The following is a 22,469-nucleotide window of genomic DNA, read 5'->3' as shown; positions in this document are numbered from 1 at the left end:
CATTTTTTCGGCGGTGTATCGAACTTTTCCCTTGTCGATGGCACCAACCGCGTTACAGGGCGGACAATGCCCGTCATCACATCGCATGAGGAATTCAACGTGGGTACGAAAATCAAGGCACTGGGCATTCCTTTCGCGGTAGCCGCTCTGCTGGCACTGGGCGGATGCTCGACCCAGACGGTGGTGACCCTGCAAAACGGCACCCAGTACCTGACCAAGGACATGCCGAAAACCGAGACCAAAGATGGTTTCTATGAGTTTGAGGATATTTCCGGGGCCAAGGTAAAGGTTCGCGCCGATGAGGTCGCGACGGTTCGCAAGGAAGACTAGGTTTATCTCGCGCGTTCCCACGCTCTGCGTGGGAACGATCAATCATTCGAAGGCCGGCATCCCCGGAATGCTGCCGTCACAAGGCATGTAAGTGCCGCCGCGCTTGACCACTTCACCCTGCAAACGCTGGCAACGCTCCAGATCCTGCTGGGCCATGCGATCAATGCTCAGATTGCCGGTGGTTTGCGGCTGCTTGCCGTCCCCCAGGCGGAGGGTCACGAACGGTTGTTCGGGCTGAATCTGAAAGCGGCTTTGCTCTTCTACTGGTTCAGTCACTTCGGCTTTCGCCGGCGCAGGCAATTGATCGGTGGTGATGCCGTAACGGCTCAGAATCGAACTTTGAGGCAGATCGGCCCAGGCATGGGCTGAATACAACGCCAGGCCCACGATGCCGACATACCCCTTGAAACCTTTCACGTTTGAATCTCCTGTACTCAATGGCGGCTAGCTATAGAACGTGCCTGCACGTGCTGGCTTTAGGCCGCATTTGCTGTTTTCGCAGGGATTTGAGTCAGGGAGTGGCTGCTGAGTCACTTTTGAGACCGAGCTGCTGCCAATCGCTAGCAGGGCTAGCTCCCACAAGGGATCCGCGGCGTTCACACATTCCCTGTGGGAGCTAGCCCTGCTAGCGATGGCGCCTGTAAAGGCGCCACATCAACATCAGGCGATCACGATTCCATCAGCACTGAGGCTATTCAACGCAACCCCCACCAACGTCACCGAATCATTGCCAAACGTCAGCACGGTGTCCTGCCCGACCGTTGACGCATGCGCGAGAAAGTCGTCGGTAGGCAGAACGCCCTGCACACCGAGAAACACCAGTTTGTCGTTGGCATTAAACCCGATTACCCGATCCTGACCGAACGCGCCGTTGAACAGGAACGTATCCGCCCCGCCGCCCGACTCCATCAGGTCATTGCCGGCGCCGCCGACGAAGACATCGTTACCCGCCCCTCCGATCAAATGATCATTGCCATCAAGGCCAAATAGCCAGTCACCGCTGGCATGGGCCTTAAGCGTGTCGGCGCCGCTGCTGCCTTTGACGCTGGACTCGTACGCCGTGACGTTGTTGCCCACTTTCAAACCGCTGGCCGTGACGCTGTGGGTCACGTCGTCCTTGAACAGGCCCCAGAGAAACCCCGGCTCCTTGGTGACAATGCTGCCGATGTCGCGGGTGATGCTGATTGCGCCATTGGCATCACGGATGTACAGATTGCCAGCGCCGTCGTTGGCAAAGTCGAAGTTCTTCACTGTCCGTTGCAGGTCGAGGGTGTTGCTGCCCTGCCCGCCCAAAATGATGTTGTAGCCGCCGCTGTCGCGGAAGCTGTCGTTGCCGGCGCGGCCTTCCAGGTAGTCGTTGCCGCTGCCACCCTGAATCAGATCGTTACCGTCGCTGCCGATGATGAACGTGCTGCCCTTGTGGGTTTCGGCGTTGCGATTGAGATCCTGCACCCAGGTGTTGGCCCGCGCCGGGTCGGACAGATTGGCGACGATAATCGTCGAGTCGCGGCTGGTCAGGTCGTAGAATTTCGAGTCGAGCACGCGGGTCATGCCGTCGCCGTAACCGGTGGGCAGGTGCGAAATCCAGGTCGGAATATTGAGGATCGAGTACGGCAGCAGATTCCACGTCGTCGAGGCGTAATGGTCGTTGAAGCTGACGATGTTGTCAGTGGTCGATGCGTGCGCTGCGTCGTGCACACCTACCGACGCCGCAGTGAACGTCGAGCCTTCGAGGGCGCGGAACACCGGGTCATTTTCATAGCCGACGTTGAGCACTTTGTCGGTGCTGCTCTGGGTCGGCGAGGCGTAGGCGATGTAGTTGGAATCGGCGAAGAAACCGCCCCACTTGCCGCCGCTCAAGTCCGCCATGCTGTTCACCGCCAAGCCGCCGAGGCTGTGACCGCTGACCAGCACGTCTTTGCCGGTGAGACCGTTGGCCTTGGCAAACGCCATCACGTCGTTGAGCAGGTTACCGAAGGCTTGGCCGACGTAGTTTTTTGCGTAGTCCGCCGGGCCAAATGCCGCGAGCAAGTCGTTGATCACGTCGCCGATGGAATCGCCAATCAGGATTTCCCGTGGGCCGCTGGTGCCGCGAAAGGCAATGCCGAGTTCCGTGAGATGGCCCTGAGCGTCGTACTTGCCGAGGATTTCCACCTGTGCGCTGGTGTAGCCGGCCTTTTCGCCGAAGAAGGTTCCGCGCGCATCGGTCTTGCCGTCGTAGCCCAGTTGCGCGGCGGTGATGGGGGTCCAGCCGGCCTGTTTGACCGCATCGAGCGCGGCTTTTTCCGAGTCGGGATTCCACGGGATGCCGGGGATGACGCCTTGCGAATCCGTGCCGCCAATCAGCGCAGTCACCAGCGTGGCAGGCAGGCCGAGGCCGAAGCCGTTGTGCTGATAACCCGTGGCAAAGCCGTTATCGAGGTTGTGATAGGAATACAGCGTGATCGCCATGGCATCGCTGAACAACGCCTTGGAATCGGCCGTGCCGAAGTTCTTGTAGTCATACACACCCATTGCCATTGCCTCTCTCTTTGTTGGAATTGTTCAGAGATAGCTCACAGCCAGAGCGCCCCTCGCGGAACGCTCCGGAGCATTTCTACTACTTGCACATCCCCCCTGTAGGAGCTGACGAGTGCAACGAGGCTGCGATCTTTTGATTGTGCTTTTCAAGATCAAAAAATCGCAGCCTGCGGCAGCTCCTACAGAGAAAGATCATTACCTAGGCGAAAACGAACGCCGAATCCGACAGGTTAGCCACTCCCACCCCGATCAAGGTCACGGCATAGTCGCCAACCTTCAGCACGGTATCGCTGCCAGCCTGCGACGCGTGCTGCTTGTAGTCATAGCCCTGCCCCGCGCCTTCGACGCCCATGAACACCAGTTTGTCGCTGCCCTGATAGCCGTTAATGGCATCGAAACCGAACGCGCCGCTGAACAGGAACGTGTTGTTGCCGCCCAGCGCGGTCATCACATCGTTGCCCGCGCCGCCGACGAAGGTCACGTGGCCTTTGTCGCTGATCAGTCTGTCGTCGCCACCGAGACCGAACAGCCAGTCACCGTCGGCCGTGGCATGCAGCGCGTTGCCGTAACCGTCCCCGCTCAGCGAATGGTTGTACTGGGTTAGCTCGTTGCCATTGCTCAGGCCTTTGGCGGTGACATTCCAGGTGATGTCCTTGCTGCCCCACCACGAGCCCGCTTCCTTGCTCACCAACGCGCCGATGTCGCGGGTCATGCTGATGCCGCCGTAGGCGTCGCGCACATACAGGGTGCCGTCGCCGTCGTTGGCGAAGCTGAAGTTCTGCAACGGTTTTTGCAGCTCGAAAACGTTATGGCCCTGGCCGCCTAGCAAAATATTGAATCCGCCGTCATCGCGGAAACGGTCATCGCCGCCCAAGCCTTCAAGAAAGTCGTTGCCCGCCCCACCCTTGAGCCAGTCGTTGCTTTGCGTGCCGATGATGAACGTGCTGCCGGTGTGCGGCTCGCCGCTACGCCCGAGATCCTCGACCCAGGTCTTGCCCCGGGAAGCCTCCTCCAGGTTGGAGACGATGATCGTCGAGTCCTTGCTGGTGAGGTTGTAGAACGTCGAATCGATCACCCGATTCAGGCCGTCGGCATAACCCAGCGAGCCGTGGGCCGACCAGCTCAGCGGATTGATGATGCTGAACGGCACCAGGTTCTGCGCGGTGGACGCGTAGTTGTCGTTGAAGTTGACGATGTTGTCGGTGGTCGAATCGTGCGGTTTGTCGTGCTTGCCCATCGACGCGGTGCTGAACGTGGTGCCGTCGAGCACGCGGAACACCGGGTCGTTCTCGTAACCGATGTTCAGCACATTGTTGCCGGTGCTGCTCTGGGTTGGCGAAGCGAACGCAATGTAGTTGGCGTCCTTGTAGAAACCACCCCAGTTGCCCGCGCTCAGTTCGGCAACGCTGTTGACCCCGAGCCCACCGAGGCTGTGGCCGCTGATCAGCACGTCCTTGGCAGCGATGCCGTTGGCAATCGCGAACGCGGCGACAGCCTTGAGCAGATTATCGAAGGCATTTTTTGCGTAGTTGCTGGCGTAATCCGACGGCCCGATCGCCGCCAGCAGGTTGTTTTTCAGGTCACCGAAGGTGTCGCTGTAGCCCAGCCCGCCGGTGCCACGAAAGGCAATGCCGATACCGATCAACTTGCCCGCCGCGTCGTACTTGCCGAGCACTTCGGCTTCGGCGCTGGTGAACCCGTCCTTCTCGCCGAAGAACGTACCCTGCGCCCCAACCTTGCCTTGATAACCCAGCGCCGTCGCCGCCACCGGTGCCCATGCGGTCGCTGGCAATGGCCGGCCGGTCGGCGTGTAGGCGTGTAGGCGTACAGCGTCAGGGCGATGGCGTCGCTGTACAACGCTTTGCCATCGGCATGCTTGTAATCGAACAATCCCATGTTGTGCTCTCTCTTCCTTCAAAAACGGCAGCTCCGTTTAGAGCTGCCGGGGCTTTTTAGAATTGCCAATCCAGGGTCAGACCCACGCCGTGATCCTTCTCGTTCGAACCGATCAGGCCGTTGTAATCCAGGTTCACCCGTACATCGCGATTGAGCGCCAGACCGGCACGCACGCCGACCACCGCGGCATCACGATCCATCGACACGCTCTGCACCGTGAACGCGCTGTTGCCATTGGCGAAGGCCAGATGGCTGTCAGCATCGACGCTGCTCAGGTTGTGCTGCCAGCCGAGGCTCGCGCCCAGTTCCAGTTGATGCTGCTCCGACAGGGCAAAGGTACGCTTGGCGCGCACGCCGAGGGTCGACAGCACGACGTCACGGTTGTCTTCGCCACCTTTCAGTGCGGCGGCGTCACCCTTCTCGGTGAAGCTGTCGGTGTTGAGATGGACGTAGGACAGGTTGGCGAACGGTTCCAGGTTCATCGGTTGCAAGCGCAGATCGTAAGCAGCCTCCGTGAACAATTGCGCCGTGGTCGCGTCGCGTTTGGTTTTTTGCTTGCCGCTGACATCGCCGAATTGCAGATCACGTTTCGCGTCGATGCGGTGCCAGCTGTAAGCGCCGCCAACGGTCAGACGCAGGGCATCGATTTCATGTCCCAGGTAAGCACCCAAATGGTAGCTGTCGACCGACGCCGACGAATGCGTGCCGCTGCCCATGCTCAACGAGCTGTCGCTATAACCGGTGACGAAACCGAGGCGCGTATCTTCAGCGATCAAGCCGTCAACACCGGCAAGCAAGCCGCCGATCGAGCTGGTGGAATCAGCGTATTGGCTGCTGCCATCGCTCTTGCCCCACGAACCCAGCACCTTGACCCAGGCATTGCTGCGATCGTCAGTCGGTGCATCGGCGTTGAACAGATCACGCTCGCGCAGGCGCTCGCCGACGGCTTCGCGCAGATAGCGGCTGTCGTTGATCAGCAGCGTACCGATGGCCGGGTGGATCTCGCCGGACAGTTGCTGGAAGGCTTGTTGCGCCGAGGCCGCGTTGGGTGACAGCAGCAAGGTTTCGAACAACGCATTACCAGCGCCGAGACGTTCGGCTGCGGCACCGACCGCACGCTGGTTCGGCGTCAGACCGACGCTGGCGAACGAAGCACCGTTGCGCCCGACGTCCAATTGAACGCCACCGGCCGAATACGCCAGCGTGCCACCGAGAAAGGCGTAGTTGGGCAGCACCTGACCGAATTGCCCTTCGATGCCGCCCGCCGCTTGCAGGATGTTGAACTGCGTGCCGAGCAGGCTTTTCACTTCGCTGGTGGTCAACAGCGTCGGGCTGTTTTCCAGGGACAGACTGACCGTGGCACCGTCAATCACAGCCTTGCCACCGGCGACGATTTTGTCGCTGGCGGTCGGCGAGACTTCCACCGCATAGGTCGAACCCGGCTCGAAGGTCACGTCACCCGCAACGTTCAGGGTGCCGATAGAGTTGCCCGGCGCCACCGTACCGCCGTTTTTCACCGACAGTGCGCCGATGCGCCCGTTACCGCCGAGGATGCCGCTGTCATTCACGGTGACCGCCGAGGCCAGCGAACCGTTGATCGCCAGTCGGCCTTGATTGACCAGTGTCGGGCCGGTGTAGCTGTTGTTGCCGGTCATCACCAGCGTACCGATGCCCTGTTTGGTCAAACCGCCGTGGCCGGAAATGTCGTTGCGCCAGGTGTCGAGGCCGCAGGTGATGTCGCTGCACAGACGTTCGGTCGGTTTGCCTTGATCGATGATCGCGCCGATACCGGGTAAATCCGCGACAAACTGGCCGGAGCCATAAGCGCCCTGAATGCGGAATTCTTGGGGGATGTCCTGTTCGGTGACGAACATCGCCGGGCCATCGATGCCCTTGCGCAGGTTGATCATGCCCCAGCCGTACAAGGCGTCGATGCCCGGTGCGCCGAGGTCGGTCGCGGTGGTCCGCAACACCGTGGCGACTTGATCGCCGCTCATGTACGGGAAGCGTTCCATCAGCACAGCCATGGAACCGGCGACGTGCGGCGCGGCCATGGAGGTGCCGTTGTAATTCTTATAGCCGGTGGTCAGGTTGTCGGCGTTGATGCCTTCGATGATCGCGCTGTAGATTTTCGTGCCCGGCGCCGAGACGCAGAAACTCGCGGTGTAACCGCAGCGCGAAGAGAACGTGCTGATGATGTAGGGATTGGCGCTGGCCAGGTCGGGGTTCTGCTGCAACGCGGCGACGGTGATCCAGTTTGGCGCGATCTCCGGAACGAAATAACCGAGGCCGGCGATGGCATCGGGGTTATTGAGGTTGTAGTCGTTGCCGGCGGCGAAGATGGTGACGATGCCGCTGCGCGCGGCGGCAATCGCGCCATCATAGGCGCCGCCGGGTTTGGTTCCGAGCAAGGTGCGGATTTCATTGAACTGCAACTGCGCGTCATTGACCGTGAAGTGCGGGTACGCCGGGTCGCGGCCGCCGAGGTCGAAACGGTCGGTGATGCCGATGCCCCAACTGTTGTTGATAATCCGCGCGCCGCTGGCGATCAGGGCGTCCCAACCGGCCTTGTATACCGCGCCGTCGTTGCCACGCACGATGCCGTCCTCCGGGCCCGGGTCACCGTTGTCGGCGCTGATGATCTGCGCACCGAACGCGACGCCATGCATCGGTCCGCCATCGCGACTGCCGGCAGCGATACCGCCAACGTGAGTGCCGTGGGCGCCCAATTTGCCGTCGGAGCCGACCGAGGGCGAGCCGTCATAACGGAACGCATCGCCGGCCTTCACCGGGATGTACGGGTCGGTGTATTCACGAATGCCAGTGGTGACGAGCGTGATGACTTTGTTGCTGCCGGAAAACTCCGGGTGAGCGGCGTACACCGGCTGATCGAAGATCCCCAGTTTCACGCCTTTACCGGTGTAACCAGCGGCGTAGGCGTAATCGGCACCAATGGCGCGCAGGCCCCAATCGGCCTGGAATTCGGTACTGCGCCAACTGGCGGCATCACCGCTGCGCCCGGTTTCCACATAGGGCGCGGCTTGCGCGGTGCCGATGGCACAGAGTACGGCCAATGTCAGGGTTTGCAGGGCAAAGCGGCCACCCGTTTGCGCGGGGGTATTGTTGTTATTCATCCAGCGACCTTCCTTAGTGATGTTGCGAAAAATCCTGATCGTTGCCCCGCAGAGCAATGATCGTTCCCACGCTCCGCGTGGGAATGCAGCCCGTGACGCTCCGCGTCACCGGACGCAGAGCGTCCCTAGAGGCATTCCCACGCAGAACGTGGGAACGATCAAGTAAAGGGAATGGGGGCCTGGCGTTCTTGTTGGCGTCGCCGGGTTTGCAGGGTTCGAGGCATTGCGCCTGAACCTGATTTGCAGAAATCACAAGCAGCAGGGTGCCGACCACAATCGGCTTGATGTGTACGTCCATGTTCACCACTTTGTTTCTTGATGTTATGTCGGCGCTGTCGCAGGATGCGCCGACAGGGATTTACCGCGTTATTGGGTCTTCGGGCCCTGCCCGAACGCTTCATCCACCCGCGCCAGATCCTGCTCGTTCAAGGTGCCAGCGTAGTAATGCAACTTGGTCCAGGCCATCAGATAGTCGTAACGCGCCTGCGCCAGATCACGGCGGGTGGTGAACAGTTGCTGCTCGGCATTCAATGCATCGAGGTTGGTACGCTCGCCGCCGAGAATGCTTTGCTTGGTCGACACCACCAGCGCTTCCGCCGAGCTCAGCGCTTTCTGGTAAGCGCGCAGTTTGCTGACCCCGGACAGGCAGGCGCTGAACTGACGGCGCAGTTCGATCAGCGTCTCGCGCGTTTTGCCATCGAGCTCGTATTCGGCCTGTTCCATGGTGCGGCTGGCCTGACGCGTCGACGCCGACACGCCGCCACCGGCATACAACGGCACGCTGACTTCGAAACCGATGGTGTTGGTTTCGTAGCGCTGGTTATAGGTGTTGCCACTTTCCGATTCGTTCTGGCGCATCGAGGCATAGGCATTGATTTTCGGCAGATGCCCGGCGCGATTGCGCTCCACTTCGTAGCGCGCAACTTCCACGGCTTGACGTTGCGAAGCCAGATTCGGGTTGTTGCTCACCGCCATCTCGTGCCAGGTATCGTAATTGGTTGGTTGCAGGGCGAAGGTCTGGAAGTTCTGATCCAGTGGTGCCAGATCGCCGATATCCACCGCCGGCGCGCCGACCAGTGCGCCCAGTTCACGCAGCGCAGCATCCTGTTCGTTGCGCGCCTCGATCTCTTCGGCAGTGGCCAGCTCATAGCGCGACTCGGCTTCAAGAATGTCGGTACGCGTGCCCTCGCCCTGCTTGAACATGTGTTGGTTCTGCTGGAACTGCTGCTCGTAGGCTTTCTTCTTCGCCTGAGCGATGTCGATCTGATCCTGTGCGAACAGCGCCTTGGTGTAGTTATCCAACACGCGCACCAGCAATTCCTGGCTTTTGCCACGGAAGTTTTCGTCGGCAAACAGCGACTGCGCGACACCTTTGCGATACGCGGCATAAGCCTCGTAATCGAGCAGCGGTTGTTGCAGGGTCAAGGCCGAGCCGTAACTGCTGTAGTTACGGTCGTCGGAGCGGTTGCGCGCGCGGTCATCGAGGGATGTGGCTTTCGACGAGTTGCGACCCTTGTTGTAGGTGTAACCGAGGCGTGGCAGCAGACCGGCGCGGCCAATGGCGCGGTTTTCCAGACCCGCGTCGCGCTCCTTGATCGCGCCGAGGAACACCGGGTCATTGCGCAGCGCCTGCTCGTAAATCTCAAACGGCCCCATCGCCGCTACCGCTGAGTGACTCGCGAGCAGCAGCATTGCCGCCCCGAGCATGGAAAGCTTATTCATACAGCCGAACATCCTTATTCCTCGGTCAACGCGGAGCCGGCCCGGTCGAGCAGCGGTTTGAACAAATAGTTGAGGAGTGAACGTTCGCCGGTGCGCACGAACATTTCTGCCGGCATGCCGGGCTTGATCACCAGCCCGTTGAGTTTTTCCATGGCCTGATCACTGACACTGCTGCGCAGCACGTAATACGGCACGCCGGTTTTCTCATCGATCATCTGGTCGGCGGAAATCAGGCTGACTTCGCCGGGTACACGCGGGGTTTTGCTCTGGTTGAACGCGGTAAACAGGATGTCCACCGGCAAATGCGTGCCGACCTTGTCGATCAGGTTGACCGGCAGGTGCCCTTCCACTTCCAGCGTGGTGCCTTGCGGAACGATTTCCAGCAGGGTTTCGCCCTGACGCACCACGGCGCCTTCGGTGTGCACGCCAAGATTGACCGCCACGCCGTCAGCGGTGGCGATGATTTCGCTATGCTGCAGGTCGAAACCGGCGGAGGTCAGTTGCTCCGACAGCGTCACGCTTTTCAACTGAGCGTCGGCCAGTTGCGTGCGGACTTCCTTCTGGTATTCCTCGCCGTGCTGTTGCAGCTTCAGCCGCGACTCGAGGATGCCCTGCTCGACCCGGCCGCTTTCACCGATGTTTTCCGCCAGTTGTTGCTGCACTTGCGACAGCTGCCGTTGGTATTCCATCAGGCGATTGCGCGGAATGTAGCCGTTGTCGGCCAGTGGCTGCAGGTTGCGCAACTGCTGTTGCAGCGAATCGGCCTGGGCATTCAGATCGCTGCGCGCGCGGCGCATGCCGGCCAGTTGCGCGGTGGCGCCTTCGATGCTCGCGCGCAATGCCGCTTGCTCACGATAAAACGCTTCGCGACGGCTGCTGAACAATTGGCGCTGCCCTTCCAGCACCAGCGCCAGACGCGGGTCCGGGTCGTTGCTCAACTCGGCGGGAAACGTCACTTGCTTAAGATTGTCTCGTTCGGCCTGCCAGCGCGCGAGACTGGCCCAGGCCATGCGGTACTGCGCTTGCAGCGACTGTACGTCGGCGGCGACCTGGGTCTGGTCGAGGCGGAACAGCGGTTGGCCCTGTTTCACGATTTCGCCTTCGCGCACCAGAATCCGGCTGACCACACCGCTGCTCATCGACTGCACGGCTTTGCGCTTGCCGGAGACGACCACCGTGCCTTGCACCGGAATGCCTTGATCGAGTGGCGCCAACGCCGCCCAGGTGAAGAAACTGCCGGCACCGACGATGGCCAGAATCCAGCCCATGCGCGCAAAGAATTTAGCGTCGCGCTCGGGGCGTTCAGTGATGTAAGCGTGTTCCATGCTCGCTTCGTTTGCAGTGTCCATGCTTGTGCTGCTCATACACCCGAATTCCTTGTCGAGGGCTGATACTGTCGGCTCATGCTGAGCCCGCCCGGTGCCTGCGCAGGCTTCTCGCGTTGTTGTTCATGATTGCCGGACAACGCCTTGAGCACGTCCTGACTCGGGCCGAATGCCTGCAGGCGACCGTCATTGAGCACCAGCAACTTGTCGGCTTGAGCCAATACCGAAGAACGATGGGTCACCAGCACCACGGTGGTGCCTTGCGCCTTCAATTGCGCAATGGCACTGGCCAGTGCCGCTTCGCCAACGGTGTCGAGGTTGGAGTTCGGCTCATCCAGCACCACCAGGCTCGGCGTGCCATACATTGAACGCGCCAGTGCCACACGCTGTTTCTGACCGCCAGACAAACCACTGCCGTCCTCGCCCAGTTGCGTGTCGTAGCCCTGCGGCAGACGCAGGATCATTTCGTGAACCCCGGCCTGTTGCGCAGCGGCAACCACCTTCTGCGCATCGGCGTCGCTGAAACGCGCGATGTTCTCGGCGATGCTGCCGCTGAACAGCTCGATGTCTTGCGGCAGGTAGCCGATGTAGGGGCCAAGCTGATCACGATTCCAGCGATGAATATCCGCGCCATCGAGGCGCACCGTGCCGCCGAGGGTTGGCCATACGCCGACCAGTACGCGGGCCAGCGTCGATTTGCCGGAACCGGAAGCCCCCAGCACGCCGAGCACTTCGCCGGCATTCAGATTGAAATTGACCATTTGCAGAGTCGCCGCGCGTTGTCCCGGTGGGCCGGCGCTGACTTGCTCAAAGGTGATCTGGCCTTTCGGCGCCGGCAGCGCCATGGCCTCGTCGCTCGGCGGGAACGCTTGCAGCAGTGCATCGAGACGGCGGTAAGCCAGCTTCGCCCCGCTCCACTGTTTCCACACCGCGATCAACTGATCGATCGGGCTGAGTACGCGGCCCATCAGAATCGAACCGGCGATCATCATCCCGGCGGTCATGTCGCCCTTGATCACCAGCAAAGCGCCGAGACCCAGCACCAGCGATTGCAGGCACAGGCGCAGGGTTTTGCTGAGAGAGCTGATCACCGCTCCGGTATCGCTGGCCTGATTCTGCAAGCCAAGGAACCGCGAGTGCACCTGGAACCAGCGCTTGCGCAGCGAACCGAGCATGCCCATCGCCTGAATGGTTTCGGCGTTATGCAGATGACTGGTCGCCAATTGGCTGGACTTCTGCGAGAAACCCGCCGCTTCGCCCAGCGGCTTTTTGGTCATGTATTCGTTGAGACAGGCCAGCGCGATCAACAGCAACGCGCCCGCCGTGGCGAGCACGCCGAGCCAGACGTTGAACAGATAGATCACGAACAGATACACCGGGAACCACGGCGCATCGAAAAACGCGAACAGCGCAGGCCCGGTGACAAATTGACGGATGTGGGTCAGGTCGCCCAGGGATTGCCCGGCGTTACCTTCGCCCTTGAACAGGTTGCGTTCGAACGCCGCTTGGTAAACCCGCAGGTTGAAGCGCCGCTCCAACTGGCTGCCGATGCGGATCACGATAAAGCTGCGGATCACTTCCAGCAGGCCGATGAAGGCAAAGAAGCCGACGACCATCAGCGACAGCATCGCCAGGGTGGTTTCGTTCTGCGACGACAGCACCCGGTCATAAACCTGGAGCATATAGATGGAGGGCACCAGCATCAGCACGTTAATCAGCGCTGTAAAGCAGCCGACGCTGATCAGAATGCTTTTATAGTCACCCAAAGCCTTGAATAAGGGAGCGGTGGCCGGTGCCTTCGCCATCTTCATTGATTCGTCCTGAAATGATCGATCCCGCCACCATTGGGCGAGATTTCAATTAATGTTCCGCTTACCTGCGAAAGATGACTTGCAAGTACCCGCTTACACTTTCATAACAACTGACGCAATTAACTACGGTGCAGTTGCCATTTAGCGTTTTTTATAACCTTATCGTGTCGCTTTATATTAAAAAGGGGTCGCAAGCAGGCCGTTCAACTATTGCGCTTTGCGTTCGAGATTAATCACCAGACCGGACTTCAAAGTAGCCAGATAAAGCCCGTCACGTTGTCGGCTGAAGAACTGGATTCTTGAACCTTCCTTACCGGTGATCGACAGGCCGTCAGGATCGGGAAACCAGCCGATCGGGGTTTCATCAAGCCATGCGCCCAGGCAGTCGGCGCCTTGGCCCAATGTCTTGTTTGCCTGCAATTCGACGACGCAAGTATTCGAAGGCTTGTCCTGCTGCTTTTGCGCTTGCAGGTCTTCACCCCGGGTAGACAACGTTGCCTGCCAGTGGCCGGCCAACACCGAGGGTTCTTCGAGTCTGAGGCTGCTTGCCATGCTGGTTTCTCCAGAAATCGTGATGAGCGCCGCCGCGAGCCACGCCATTGCCTTGTAGGGAAAAGCTTTGTAGATCATGGGAATATTCGCTCCGGCGTGTAGCCTTGCTTACAGAGCAACACGATGCAAGGAGAGAAAGCGGCGCATCACGCACCGCTTTCCATGCTTACATCACGCCACGATATCGGCGTACGCCGCCTGGCCCACGGTGCTGACCTGGAAATCAGCAATGCCGTGCCCGGAGAAGTCCACCGACAGCAGGCTGTTGCCACCCGACGACGTCAGGATCGCGTCACCGGCGGCCCCGGTGAAGCTGCTGACGAAGTGCAGGCCGGCACCGTTGGTGATCCCGGTCAGGTCGATTTTGTCCAGACCGCTGACGAAATCGAGGATCTGATCGATCGCACCTGGCTTGGAGTCCGAGCTGGCGGCGAACACAAACGTGTCCGAGCCTGCGCCGCCCCACAGCTTGTCGGCACCACCGGCGCCGTAGAGGATGTCGTTGCCGGCACCGCCCTTCAGCTCGTTGGCCACGCTATTGCCGATCAACAGATCGTTGCCGGAACCCCCGATGGCGTTCTCGATGATCGCGCCCTTGGCAATCGACACGTTGCCGACCATGCCACCAACGTCGGAAAACGAGGCGTCATTGAGGTTGATCTTCTGGTTCTGGGTGAAACCCGAAAAGTCCAGGGTGTCTTTGCCGCCCGCATCCCACACCGAGAACACCACTTTGTCACTCGACGACGAAGCGCTGAGGAAATCGCGGCCAGTGTTGGAGTTGAAGCCGTAGGTGGTGTCACCGGTACGGGTGGTGGTGTTGGCACCGTAGAGCTTCTGGATCGCAGCAATGTCATCCATCAGCGGGCCGGAAGAATAGGCTTCTACGCCGCCCTTGCTGAAATTCTGGCTGGTGTTGCTCTCGCTCCAGTAACTCATGACGCTGTAGCCGCGGGTGTCTTGGCCGTAGGACGCGTCGTTGTAGGTCGGGTTGCCGTTACCGGCGTTGTAGTCGCCAGGGTGGGCCAGGCCCAAGCTGTGGCCGATTTCGTGAGTCAGGGTCTGGCGACCATAGTTGTTCAGATCCGGGTTCTTGTTCTGTGTGTAGCCACTGTTGATCAGGTACCACGAAGTGCCGTCATAACCGGCGCCGGTGCCTGGCAGATATGCGAACGCTGCAGCGCCATCCTGGCCACCGCTGTAGTTACCGAAGGTCATGTGACCGTCGCCGCCCGAGGCTTTCTCGGTGAAGGTGACGTTGGCCACATCGGCCCAGGATTGCATGGCGAGCTTGGCCTGGGCTTGTTGTTGCGCACTGAACTGACTGAACCCGGTGATCCCGTGTTTGTACATCGTGCTGGACGATGCCGAGGTCAGGAACGTGTAGGTGAGTTCGATCTTGCCGCTGCCATCCTTGTCCTGGTAGGCAGCGCCGTCGCGCAGCAACTGGGTTGCAGCCTGATCGACGGAAAAGGACGGTTTGCCATTGACCGTGAGATTGCCGCCACGATCGTACTGATGGCTGAAGCTATTGATCTGGTTGACCGCCGAGCTGGCAGCCGCCAGAGGTTGCGGCGCCGCGGACAGCAGCAAAGCCTGTTCGGCGGTATCAATAGCGTTAGTTTTAACTTTCGACATAAACACACTTCCTTGTTTAGCAATGGAACAGTTTTTGTCCGATAGCGACAATCTCTGGCGAGATCGTCCTATCACTCGCCCAATGAAGGCGTAAGAAACCTGACACAATTTGAAATCTGACGTAAAGGATTTTTTTGAGATCAAACTGCGCTGTTTCGTAAAACTGCCGTAAACAAAGCGTGCGGGGGTCGAAATAATGTTTGAAGTTGTAGGCGTTTGCCTAATTGTCTGACGATTTTCTATTTAAATATTAAATATCGGTAAGTTGTTTTTTGTTAGATGCGTCTCACTTTTCTGCGCGTTGTTAGTGCGCGCCAGTGTATTGATATCAACCAAACGGCTCACCCAAACTGTAGGAGCTGACGAGTGAAACGAGGCTGCGATCATTTGACTTTGCCTTTCAAAAGCAAGATCAGAAGATCGCAGCCTGCGGCAGCTCCTACAGGGGAATAGCGAGTTAGCTACCTGTACGAATCTTGTTCCACACCCGCGTGCGAATCCGGTCGATGTTCAACGGCATGGCTTCCAGCGCGAACAATTTGCCCATCATTTCCGGGCTCGGGTAGACCTTGGTATCGTTCTTGATCGCTGGGTCGATCAGGCTGTCGGCCTGTTCGTTGCCGTTGGCGTAGTGCACATAGTTGCTGATGCCGGCCATGACGTCTGGACGCAACAGGTAATTCATGAAGGCGTAACCGGCCTTCTCGTCCGGGGCGTCGGCGGGCATGGCAACCATGTCGAACCAGATTGCCGCGCCTTCCTTGGGAATGTTGTAGCCGATGTCGACCCCGTTCTTGGCTTCCTTGGCGCGGTTTTCCGCTTGCAGGATGTCGCCGGAGAACCCGACGGCCACGCAGATATCACCGTTGGCCAGATCGCTGGTGTATTTCGAGGAATGGAAATAGCTGACGTACGGCCGCACTTTCATCAGCAGCGCTTCGGCCTTCTTGTAGTCCTCGGGATTTTTGCTGTGATGCGGCAGGCCCAGATAGTTGAGCGCCGCCGGAAGCAGTTCCGGGCCGTTGTCGAGGATTGCCACACCGCATTTCTGCAGCTTTTCCATGTTCTCGGGTTTGAAGATCAAGTCCCAGGAATCCACCGGCGCGTTTTCGCCCAACACAGCCTTGACCTTGGCGATGTTGTAGCCGATGCCGGTGCTGCCCCACAGATACGGGAAGCCGTGTTCGTTGTTCGGGTCGTTGACCTGCAACGCCTTGAGCAACACCGGGTTGAGGTTTTTCCAGTTCGGCAACTGGCTCTTGTCGAGTTTTTTCAGCGCCCCGCCCTGAATCTGTCGCGCCATGAAATGGTTGGACGGAAACACCACGTCGTAACCGGATTTGCCGGTCATCAACTTGCCGTCGAGGGTTTCGTTGCTGTCGTAGACGTCATAGGTGACGCCGACGCCGGTGTCTTTCTCGAAATTCTTGGTGGTGTCCGGTGCGATGTAGTCGGACCAGTTGTACACCTTGACCGTTTCCGCCGCCTGAGCGAGGGAAACGGCCAGCATCAGCGGTGCCAGAGCGAAGGTCTTGCGGATCATGGGTCGATTCCTGTGTAGGTTTTTTTGTTGGCAGGCAATCAAAGGATCAAACGATCAGAAAATCAGCACGTAGGTCTTGCGCACGGTTTCCTGGATGTCCCAGATACCGAGCGAGTTGGCCGGCAACATCAGTGCGTCGCCACCTTGTATGTGCAGGGTTTCACCACCGCCGTCCGGGGTGAACGTGCAGCGCCCGGAGATGAAATGGCAAAACTCCTGAGCGGTGATCTGCCGACGCCAGCGGCCCGGGGTGCATTCCCAGACGCCGGTTTCGACGCCGTCGTCGCGCTCGACGCTGGTGGTCGAAGCAATCGCGATAGGCTCGCCGAGCGGCACGGCGACCGGGTTGGATTCGTCGAGTTGCAGGGTTGCGGTGTTCTTGAACTGGGTAATGCTCATGGTCTGACCTGTCTTTTGGGCGTTCTCAAAGTAAATCGGCGTTTAGTGCATGAACCCTTCCATGAAACCCGCGACCTGGCTGGCGAGTTTGCGCCGCCATGGCGCGGTTGCCGGGTTGGCCAGGGTCTGGTCTTCGTGGACGAAGCTTTTGATGATCGCGTTGTACCCGAGCCAGCGGCATGGCTCCGGCTCCCAGGCGCGCAACGCATTAATCCCACCGTCCTGAAGCACCCACGGTTGGTGCGTCAGTTCGGTATCGCGCTCAAGAATCAGATCGGCCAGCGTGCGCCCGCCAAGGTTGCTGGCACCAACGCCCTCCCCGCCATAACCGCCAGACAACGCAATGCCGTTGGCACGGTCGCAAAGCATGTGCGGTTTGAAGTGGCGAGACATCCCGAGGTTGCCGCCCCAGGCGTGGGTGATCTGTACGTTTTTCAACTGCGGGAACAGCTCGCCGAACAGATAGCGACGTAGCTCGACTTCATCGCGAGTCAGATCGAAGTTGTGACGCAGCTTGCCGGCGAATTGGTAGCCGCCACGGGCGCCGAAGATCAGTCGATTGTCGGCGCTGCGCTGACCGTAGGTGACCTGACGACTGAATTCGCTGAACGCCTGCCCGCGATTGAGACCAATTTCGTCCCAGGTCGCGGCAGACAACGGTTCGGTCGCGACGATCAAGCTTTGCACCGGCAATTGATAACGACCCAGCGGCGGCAACGTGACCGAATAACCTTCGACCGCCGGGACAATCCAGCGACTGCGCACACTGGCCTTCGCGGTGCGCAGGCTGCCCGACTGCCATTGGGTGACCGGGCTGTTTTCGTAGATCTTTACGCCCATGTTCTGCACGGTTCGGGCCAGGCCACGCACTAGTTTCGCCGGATGAATGGTCGCCACGTGCGGCGCGTAAATGCCGCCGTAAGGCTTGGCGATGCGAATCTGCTGCGCCAGTTGCTCGGGACTGAGCCAACGGTAATCGTCATCCGTCAGGCCTTGAGCGTGCAGCTTGGCCAGGTATTCACGCAGGGTGGCTTCCTGTTCTGGATAGCGCGCGGCGCAATAAAGGACACCACCCTTGCGGTAATCGCAGGCGATGCCTTCCTTTTCGAGGACGATTTCCACTTCGTCAGGGATGCTGTGCAACAGATCGAACGAGGCCCGACGTTGCTCGGGAGACAACCCGGCCAGCAAGCGATCCTCGCCGAGAATATTGCCCATCAGCCAGCCACCGTTGCGCCCGGAAGCACCAAAACCGGCGGTCTGTGCTTCGACAATCGCAATGTCGAGCCCCGGCGCGAGCTTCTTCAAGTAGTACGCCGTCCACAACCCGGTGTAACCGGCGCCGATGATGGCCACGTCGACATCCAGATCCTGCGTCAGCTCGGGCCGCGCGGTCAGCGGCTCGTCGAGTTGATCCATCCACAAACTGATAGTGCGCCACGCCGGCATGCAAGACTCCGCCACTGAAAACCTTCGATGGCGTCGATCCTAGTGCGTGGGCTCAGGAGAAGTCTTGCGCGCGTGCCCGCAAAGAAATTTGTTTAGCGTAAGCCTTCGGCGACTGGCCGGTGTGCTGGCGGAAACAGCTGTAGAACGCCGACAGCGAATTGAAACCGGCGGCGAACGCCAGCTCATCGATGCGCAACGGTGGCGTCGCTTCGTCCAGTGAGCGCAACAGATGTTGCAGACGCGCCTGATTGACGTAGCGATAGAAGCTTTGGCCCAGCACTTGATTCAACAGGTAGGAAATCTGATTGCGGCTGTAACCGCACTCCTTCGCCACCCGCTGCAGATCCAGCTCGGGGTCGAGATACGGCTGCTGCTTTTCGAAGTACTGCTGCAGATCTTCGGCCATGAAGCTCAACTGCCGTGGCGACAAACCGAGGCGACTGGCTGCCGGGCGCTGACTCGCCGCCGTCGTTGCGCCGGTTTGCGTGCGCACCAGCGAGGCGTATTCGTTGACCCGCCAGATCAAGCCGTCCCTGACCGTGATCGCTTCACTGGAGCGGAACGACACCAGGCCTTCGCCGCCACGCAAGGTGACTTCGTACTGGATGAACGCGGTATTGCCGTCGACGCGGATACGGTCGCAATGCTCCAGCAGTTCGTCGGATTCTCGCGGCATGCTCACACGCACGTACTCGCGCAGCTCATCGAGGCCGAGCACACGGTTCTGGAAGAAATCGTTGTATTGAATGTCCGGGTGATACAGCGCCATCACCGCATCCAGATCCCGGTGTTTCCAGCTCAAGTGATAGCGCATGACCGTAGCGGCCGTGGCCTGGGTCTGTTCCGGGCCGTCGTGGTCGGCGTGCATAAAAGGCTCGGCGAAAAAGAATCGAGCTTGCCCAAGTTCAGCACAGGCTTCAATGAAAAATCCGTAGTGGCATTTTGGCGACGATTGCGTAGGCCGTGACTTACATCAAAAAACGCGAAGCAATCGCAAAACGGACTGAAAAATCTCACAGTATTTTCACATGCGGATGCTACTTTTAATGTCTATGACCGGTTGAGCCAATGAAGGCTCTTCCCACCTACCATGAGCAAATGGAAGCGCTCGATGAAGAAGGCGGGCAACACATGAATAAAGGTTCAAGCAAAGTCACGTTTCCCAACGCTTGCCAGCTGATGCGCTGGCATTTTCATCCCATGGGTTTCGAGGCGACGATGGATGCCCCCGGCAGCATGATCGCCCGCCTGTTCGACCGCGCGACTGGCGAGACGGTGATCGCCATTGCGGGCATTCCGTGTGCCACGGTGATGAATGCGGCCGATGTCGAGCGGATGATCGAAGCGGTAGAGGATGAACTGGAAGCTTTCATTCCTCCACAATCCTTGAGGAGTTACGCATAGTCTTTTGATTTATAAAGAAAAAGCCTGCATTGCTGCGGGCTTTTTTGTTTATGCGCTTTGCTTGTCTGTACGATGATCGACAAAGAACGCTTCGCCTTTGGCGACTCGATCAGACGCACGCGGCATGTTGACTGCCTGCGCTTCCTGCGGCTCGACGTACCAATAGCAATGACTGACTGCGCGGGTGATACCGACATAGGCCAAACGCAGGATCTCGTCTTTCTGGGCGCTATCGTACGGTTCACTGTCGCCGCTCTTGCCCAATCCGGCCATGCGATAAACCTGATTTTTATAGGGTGAGCTGGTGAGGTGCTGGCAATCGCCGAGCAAAAACACCGCATCAGCCTGCAAGCCCTTGGCGCTGTGATAAGTCAGTTGCTTCAGGCGCCGAGCCTCGTACGGCAAGCTCGAATCCACATTAACAACTGACTGAATATGCTCTTCAATCAATAACTTATCGCTGCTTTTTCGATAGAGCATGAGGATCGAATGGCCCTGCCGATAGTGATCGGCAAGTCGTTGACCGAGTGCTTGATCATCGCGTTCCAGTACGTTGACCGGCTGCAGGGGTTTGGGTTCGCCGCTGGCCTTGGCCTTCTTGCCAGGAATGGCCGGCGCGGCGCGAACGATATGCTCGGCAGCATCGATGATGTGTTGATGGCTACGGTAGTTGTCGCTGAGCATCACCCGCGTGGTGCTTGGGGACGGGAATTCCTTGTTGAACTCCATGAAGTAACTCGGCGAACTGCCGCGCCAGCCGTAGATCGATTGCCAATCATCGCCGACGCACAGCAGTGAAGACTTTTGCGCGCCGCGCCCCACGTGCATGGCGGGCCCGCGACTGCGGATCTCAGTCAGGCTGGCGCGAATCCACGAAACGATCTGTGGGGATACGTCTTGAAATTCGTCGATCATCAGGTGTGACATAGGCCTGAGCAAGTCATCGCTCAACAGCTTGAGGTTCTCCGGCGAATGCTCGCTGAACAATGCAAACATGCGGTTGTAGGTCATCACCGGCGGTTTCTGATCGAGCAAGTGATCTTCGAAGGCACGCCAGAACAGGCTCAAAGCCTCAAAGAAAAACCGGTCCGGATCATCCTTGGCAAAGCTCATGCGGCCTACGGCATCGGGAACGTCCAGGCCCAGGTTCTCGATGAAGCCTGCGGCGGCGACGAAACAGTCCAGCAATGGCGCGGACGCCAGTTCGCCTTTGACCTTGTAATCGAAGCCCGGACCGGCGCTGGCATCCCCAGCCAACGAGGCGAGAACACGCTTGGCTGAATCGTAACTATCCAGCCAGATCAATGGCTTACGACAGAAAGCTTGAAACAGGGTGCGCTTTACGGCCCACTCGGCGCGAATGCTAAGCTTGGCATTCGGTCGGCAGATCTGCGCGTTTTCCCGCGAATCGAAACCGAGTACCACCCAGGCATCGAGACTGGGGATGTAGCCATGGCAGTGAAATTTGGCCCCGTTGATTTCGAACGTCTGGCGATTTGGCTGAATACCCTTGATTGGCCAGGCACCGGCTCGCAGCCACAGATCCTCGATCGCATCGCACAGCTCTTCATCCCGCTTGGCGGCCAGTTCAGTCACGGCCATGCGCTTTTGCACATCCGGATGCTCGCGCTCCAGCTCCTTTAGCTGTAGCCCGGCTCGGGACAACGGTTGAATCAGTTCGCGGAAACGTTCGTCCTCGTTAAACAATCGGTGATAACAGCCGTTGAGCTGCTGGCGTTGGGCATCATTGATTCGCAGGTCGAAAGGATTGCTGTCGATGTCTTCGTCGGTGCCAGGGGTTCGATGGCTGAGATTCTCGAAGGCTTGCAGACGTTCGAAACCCGGCAGGCTGCGCACCATCGGCAGGATGCGCGAGTGGAAGGTTCGCACCATTTCCCGCGCCTGTTTCAGGCTCAATGCTCGCCCCCAAAGCGCGAACAGTTCGATCAGTTTGTTGATGAAATCCTTGCGTGACTCGCGGGTGAAGGTCACTACGGTCATCGAATCGAGTTCAAAACCCAGATAATGCGTCAGCAACAGGATTCGCAACACCAGCGTGGTGGATTTGCCGGCACCGGCGCCTGCAACCACCGAGGTGGACGGCGTATCGCTGAAAATCATCTTCCATTGCGCGGCGCTCGGTTGGGCATGTTCCGGCAATAAACGGGCGACGTCTGCCTTCATGCGTTTTTTCAACTCGGCGTTGAGCGGCAGGCGCCAGTCATCGAACAGGTGGTTGTCGACGCTGGGCGGACGATGCTCGGTGTTGCGACTGTCGCGGATCAACAGCACCTGCCGACCTTCTTCCAGCCCTTCGAGCTTGCCCTCCTTGAATCCATATTCGACGCCAGCCGTATGGCCGCTGCGAAAACCATCGGCCTGGCCATGCAGCCAGGAAGCACGATGCTGGGCGCGCAAGCGCGTCAGGCCATGGCCAAAAAAACGCGCGGCCAAGCGCTTGAACCAAGGCATCTCGGCCAGAGGACGGAGTTCAGGAGGAAGATCGGGAGTGTGTTGCGCCACGCTGAGGGGCTCCAGTGTGTGAGGCTGTTGACGTCTATGGTGTCTGGATTCGTCGCCGAGTTCTAGCGAAATGCTTGTGGGTCATTGGTTTAGGCGATGAATTGAAGGTGGGACAAGATGATCTTCTCGCGCTATTGCATCGATTTATTCGATCATGATGCCGCAGTTTTTACGCTTTTTATCGATAATCGCTTGATAGATGATCGTCGCCATAAACCACCGG

16 protein-coding genes and 1 pseudogene are annotated in these 22,469 nt (G+C 59.1%); 2 read left to right on the top strand and 15 right to left on the bottom strand.

The window, feature by feature from the left end:
• Positions 1-99: 99 nt before the first annotated feature.
• Positions 100-330, top strand: coding sequence for a YgdI/YgdR family lipoprotein (locus AC3Y64_RS13525; RefSeq protein ID WP_489987850.1), 231 nt, complete (start codon positions 100-102; stop codon positions 328-330).
• A 42-nt stretch (positions 331-372) separates the two neighbouring features.
• Here the strand turns inward: AC3Y64_RS13525 and AC3Y64_RS13520 are convergent, their stop codons facing one another.
• The 14 genes and pseudogenes from AC3Y64_RS13520 to AC3Y64_RS13455 all read right to left on the bottom strand — a co-directional run bounded on the left by AC3Y64_RS13520 (position 373) and on the right by AC3Y64_RS13455 (position 19,187).
• A complete protein-coding gene (locus AC3Y64_RS13520; protein ID WP_489987849.1) occupies positions 373-747 on the bottom strand; it encodes a hypothetical protein in 375 nt (124 codons plus the stop codon).
• Between the two features lie 243 nt (positions 748-990).
• Positions 991-2,844 carry a polyurethane esterase gene (locus AC3Y64_RS13515; RefSeq protein ID WP_489987961.1) on the bottom strand — a complete coding sequence of 618 codons (1,854 nt, stop codon included), beginning with the start codon at positions 2,842-2,844 and terminating at the stop codon, positions 991-993.
• Between the two features lie 205 nt (positions 2,845-3,049).
• Positions 3,050-4,746 (bottom strand): annotated as a pseudogene (locus AC3Y64_RS13510) (polyurethane esterase).
• A gap of 56 nt (positions 4,747-4,802) precedes the next feature.
• Entirely contained in the window at positions 4,803-7,880 is a 3,078-nt protein-coding gene (locus AC3Y64_RS13505; protein ID WP_489987848.1) for an autotransporter domain-containing protein, read from the bottom strand.
• A gap of 13 nt (positions 7,881-7,893) precedes the next feature.
• Positions 7,894-8,178, bottom strand: coding sequence for a hypothetical protein (locus AC3Y64_RS13500; RefSeq protein ID WP_489987847.1), 285 nt, complete (start codon positions 8,176-8,178; stop codon positions 7,894-7,896).
• A 68-nt stretch (positions 8,179-8,246) separates the two neighbouring features.
• Positions 8,247-9,614 (bottom strand): TolC family outer membrane protein, encoded by a 1,368-nt coding sequence (locus tag AC3Y64_RS13495; protein ID WP_489987846.1) that lies wholly within the window; start codon positions 9,612-9,614, stop codon positions 8,247-8,249.
• Between the two features lie 2 nt (positions 9,615-9,616).
• Positions 9,617-10,966: an HlyD family type I secretion periplasmic adaptor subunit gene (locus tag AC3Y64_RS13490; protein WP_489987845.1), complete on the bottom strand. Its 1,350-nt coding sequence runs from the start codon at positions 10,964-10,966 to the stop codon at positions 9,617-9,619.
• Positions 10,963-12,738 (bottom strand): type I secretion system permease/ATPase, encoded by a 1,776-nt coding sequence (locus tag AC3Y64_RS13485; RefSeq protein ID WP_489987844.1) that lies wholly within the window; start codon positions 12,736-12,738, stop codon positions 10,963-10,965. Before AC3Y64_RS13485 ends, AC3Y64_RS13490 begins: the two co-directional genes overlap by 4 nt.
• A 207-nt stretch (positions 12,739-12,945) precedes the next feature.
• Entirely contained in the window at positions 12,946-13,368 is a 423-nt protein-coding gene (locus tag AC3Y64_RS13480; RefSeq protein WP_489987843.1) for an AprI/Inh family metalloprotease inhibitor, read from the bottom strand.
• Between the two features lie 93 nt (positions 13,369-13,461).
• Positions 13,462-14,928, bottom strand: coding sequence for a serralysin family metalloprotease (locus AC3Y64_RS13475; protein WP_489987842.1), 1,467 nt, complete (start codon positions 14,926-14,928; stop codon positions 13,462-13,464).
• Positions 14,929-15,385: 457 nt separating this feature from the next.
• Positions 15,386-16,471, bottom strand: a complete 1,086-nt coding sequence (locus AC3Y64_RS13470; protein WP_489987841.1) for a polyamine ABC transporter substrate-binding protein — start codon at positions 16,469-16,471, stop codon at positions 15,386-15,388.
• A gap of 54 nt (positions 16,472-16,525) precedes the next feature.
• Positions 16,526-16,870 (bottom strand): cupin domain-containing protein, encoded by a 345-nt coding sequence (locus tag AC3Y64_RS13465; RefSeq protein WP_122595897.1) that lies wholly within the window; start codon positions 16,868-16,870, stop codon positions 16,526-16,528.
• A 42-nt stretch (positions 16,871-16,912) separates the two neighbouring features.
• The gene (locus AC3Y64_RS13460) at positions 16,913-18,319 is read right to left on the bottom strand and encodes an NAD(P)/FAD-dependent oxidoreductase (protein ID WP_489987840.1); all 1,407 of its coding nucleotides are present in this window, start codon (positions 18,317-18,319) and stop codon (positions 16,913-16,915) included.
• Positions 18,320-18,371: 52 nt separating this feature from the next.
• The gene (locus AC3Y64_RS13455; protein ID WP_489987839.1) at positions 18,372-19,187 is read right to left on the bottom strand and encodes a helix-turn-helix domain-containing protein; all 816 of its coding nucleotides are present in this window, start codon (positions 19,185-19,187) and stop codon (positions 18,372-18,374) included.
• 263 nt (positions 19,188-19,450) lie between these two features.
• On the opposite strand from AC3Y64_RS13455, the gene AC3Y64_RS13450 reads away from it, so the two are divergent.
• On the top strand, positions 19,451-19,723 hold the full coding sequence (locus AC3Y64_RS13450) for a DUF1652 domain-containing protein (protein ID WP_489987960.1): 273 nt from the start codon (positions 19,451-19,453) through the stop codon (positions 19,721-19,723).
• A gap of 48 nt (positions 19,724-19,771) precedes the next feature.
• Here the strand turns inward: AC3Y64_RS13450 and AC3Y64_RS13445 are convergent, their stop codons facing one another.
• The gene (locus AC3Y64_RS13445) at positions 19,772-22,246 is read right to left on the bottom strand and encodes a UvrD-helicase domain-containing protein (RefSeq protein WP_489987838.1); all 2,475 of its coding nucleotides are present in this window, start codon (positions 22,244-22,246) and stop codon (positions 19,772-19,774) included.
• Positions 22,247-22,469 lie beyond the last annotated feature (223 nt).

It is taken from the genome of Pseudomonas sp. 4CAES_32.4 (assembly GCF_058136335.1).
The sequence above is the reverse complement of the archived record's forward strand: the minus strand, read 5'-3'. Positions and strand labels throughout refer to the sequence as shown.

Coding starts and splice junctions, on each gene's coding strand:
- AC3Y64_RS13495 (WP_489987846.1), bottom strand. CDS start 9,614: ATGTTCGGCTGTATGAATAAGCTTTCCATGCTCGGGGCGGCAATGCTG.
- AC3Y64_RS13470 (WP_489987841.1), bottom strand. CDS start 16,471: ATGATCCGCAAGACCTTCGCTCTGGCACCGCTGATGCTGGCCGTTTCC.
- AC3Y64_RS13465 (WP_122595897.1), bottom strand. CDS start 16,870: ATGAGCATTACCCAGTTCAAGAACACCGCAACCCTGCAACTCGACGAA.
- AC3Y64_RS13475 (WP_489987842.1), bottom strand. CDS start 14,928: ATGTCGAAAGTTAAAACTAACGCTATTGATACCGCCGAACAGGCTTTG.
- AC3Y64_RS13455 (WP_489987839.1), bottom strand. CDS start 19,187: ATGCACGCCGACCACGACGGCCCGGAACAGACCCAGGCCACGGCCGCT.
- AC3Y64_RS13490 (WP_489987845.1), bottom strand. CDS start 10,966: ATGAGCAGCACAAGCATGGACACTGCAAACGAAGCGAGCATGGAACAC.
- AC3Y64_RS13515 (WP_489987961.1), bottom strand. CDS start 2,844: ATGGGTGTGTATGACTACAAGAACTTCGGCACGGCCGATTCCAAGGCG.
- AC3Y64_RS13450 (WP_489987960.1), top strand. CDS start 19,451: ATGAATAAAGGTTCAAGCAAAGTCACGTTTCCCAACGCTTGCCAGCTG.
- AC3Y64_RS13480 (WP_489987843.1), bottom strand. CDS start 13,368: ATGATCTACAAAGCTTTTCCCTACAAGGCAATGGCGTGGCTCGCGGCG.
- AC3Y64_RS13485 (WP_489987844.1), bottom strand. CDS start 12,738: ATGAAGATGGCGAAGGCACCGGCCACCGCTCCCTTATTCAAGGCTTTG.
- AC3Y64_RS13505 (WP_489987848.1), bottom strand. CDS start 7,880: ATGAATAACAACAATACCCCCGCGCAAACGGGTGGCCGCTTTGCCCTG.
- AC3Y64_RS13500 (WP_489987847.1), bottom strand. CDS start 8,178: ATGGACGTACACATCAAGCCGATTGTGGTCGGCACCCTGCTGCTTGTG.
- AC3Y64_RS13460 (WP_489987840.1), bottom strand. CDS start 18,319: ATGCCGGCGTGGCGCACTATCAGTTTGTGGATGGATCAACTCGACGAG.